This is a genomic window from Agromyces binzhouensis (assembly GCF_004135055.1).
Classification (GTDB): Bacteria; Actinomycetota; Actinomycetes; order Actinomycetales; family Microbacteriaceae; genus Agromyces; species Agromyces binzhouensis.
In genome coordinates this window covers 1-1,875 of record NZ_SDPL01000508.1, presented here as the reverse complement: position 1 = coordinate 1,875, position 1,875 = coordinate 1, and the positions used below count along the sequence as shown (strand labels likewise).

General features: G+C 71.7%; 4 protein-coding genes. 3 read left to right on the top strand and 1 reads right to left on the bottom strand.

The features are described from left to right. Both ESO86_RS16220 and ESO86_RS16215 read left to right on the top strand, forming a co-directional pair. On the top strand, positions 1-329 hold a 329-nt coding region (locus tag ESO86_RS16220; protein ID WP_165308094.1), incomplete at its 5' end, for a response regulator transcription factor. Positions 330-432: 103 nt separating this feature from the next. Beyond that, complete coding sequence (locus ESO86_RS16215) at positions 433-762, top strand: hypothetical protein (RefSeq protein ID WP_129235873.1); 330 nt, start codon at positions 433-435, stop codon at positions 760-762. Here ESO86_RS16215 and ESO86_RS16210 read toward each other — a convergent pair. After that, the gene (locus tag ESO86_RS16210; RefSeq protein ID WP_129235872.1) at positions 752-1,111 is read right to left on the bottom strand and encodes an SPW repeat domain-containing protein; all 360 of its coding nucleotides are present in this window, start codon (positions 1,109-1,111) and stop codon (positions 752-754) included. The two genes, ESO86_RS16215 and ESO86_RS16210, sit on opposite strands and share 11 nt — an antisense overlap. Before the next feature lie 194 nt (positions 1,112-1,305). On the opposite strand from ESO86_RS16210, the gene ESO86_RS16205 reads away from it, so the two are divergent. Further along, on the top strand, positions 1,306-1,875 hold a 570-nt coding region (locus ESO86_RS16205; protein ID WP_129235871.1), incomplete at its 3' end, for an FHA domain-containing protein.

Here is a 1,875-nt window from a genome sequence, read left to right as displayed (position 1 = left end):
CGGCCGGCGCGCACGCCGCGCTCGGCGACCGCGAGGCCGCCGACGGCGAGGTCCGCGGTGCTCGCGAGACACTCCTGGCGCTCGGAGCCGGGCCGGCGCTCGACGAGGCGACGCGGCTGATGGGGGAGCGTCGGAGCGGCGCGCTCACCGAGCGGGAGATCGAGGTCCTGCGCCTCGTCGCGACCGGGCTGACGAATCGGGGCGTCGCCGAACGGCTCTCGCTCAGCGAGAAGACGATCGCACGCCACCTCAGCAACATCTTCGGCAAGCTCGGCATCGCGTCGAGGGCGGCGGCGACGGCGTACGCATACGAGCACGGCCTCGTCTGATCGCCGGGTGCGGGCATGGGTAGAACGACCCATCGGCGTCCGACGTGAAGTTGCGTGCTTCTCCCGACGCGGCCGGGATCGTGCCGCGCGTAGCGTCGCGAACATGGATGTACCGGTGTTCGCAGGGATGGTCGCCGCCGTCGTGTTCGCGACCGCCAACCTGCCGATGGTGTGGAAGGCCCTTCGCACGCACGACGTGGGGTCGTACAGCCTCGGGAGCATCGTGATGATCAACGGCGCGAACGCCGTGTACTCGCTCTACGTGTTCAGCCTGCCGTTCGGACCGATCTGGCTGCTCCACTCGTTCTACCTGGTGGCCTCGGCGATCATGCTCGTGCTGTGCCTACGGCAGTTCCACGCGCGCGGGCGCGCCGGAAGCCCGGGCACGCCGACCGCGCGGCCCCGGGGCCGGATCGCGTCGATCAGTGGGTGATCGCGTCGTGGTGCGCGCGCATCGCGGGGCGGATGGCGAGGGCGGCGACGACCACGACGATCGCGCCGCAGATCCACGACATCCATGCGGGCCCGAATGCGCCCGTCTCCACGTAGCGGCCGACCCACGGCGAGATGATCAGGAGCACGCCCAAGCCGCCCTGCACGTACTCCATGGCCACCATGCCGGGCCAGGCGAGGTTCACGAGGCCCGAGACGACGAGCAGCACGCCGAGCACGAGCATGATCGACACGGATGCTCCCATCTGGGTGAGGAACATCGTCGACAGTGCGACTGCGAGACCGGCGGCGATCGCCACCCAGTCTTCCCATCGCGTCCACTTCTTCATGAGAACCAACCTCCTTCAGGTGGCGGCTCCCATATCTGGGTGTCACTTCAACGGTATTCCCGACCGACCGTCCGGTCAATGGGCGGTGGTGCGGCACGTCCGCCGCGCGGCCCCGGAGTGGTCGAGCCGGACGGCACGGCGTACGCTCGACGCGTGGCCCCGGCGTCGTCGGCGGCCGCTGACAGGCATGTCGGATGGCACCGCAGCACGCAGCATCGGAACCGACCCTCCTCGTGGTCGGGGGCCGGTGGGGAGGACGACGCCTCGCGGTCCCGCCGGGATCGACCACGGTCGGGCGCGATCCGTCCTGCGGGATCGTCCTGGAGGCGGACGGGATGAGCCGCCGTCACGCCCGGCTCGTGCGCGCCGGGGACCACGTGACCATCGAGGATGCCGGCTCCACGAACGGCACCACGGTCAACGGCGCCACCACCACGGGGCCGCTCGAACTCCACCACGGCGATCTCGTCCGGCTGGGCTCGCTCGAGATGTCGTACCTCGGCCCGCGGGAGCGACCCGTGCCGCGCGTCGTGCCCCGCCGCGGCAGGGTGCGGATCGGTCGGGCCGTCGTCGTCGGCGGGCTGGTCACCCTGATGCTCCTCGGGGTCGGCGTCGTGGTGCAGCTCGCGACCGGCCTGACCGGGGTCGCGGGGTGGATCGCCGCACCGCTGGCGGGGATGGCGGCCGCGCTCGTCCAGCTCGCGAAGGACGCGTTGACCCGAGTGCCCGAGCCGCCGCCCACGCCGGTCGTCGGCGGCGTGCCG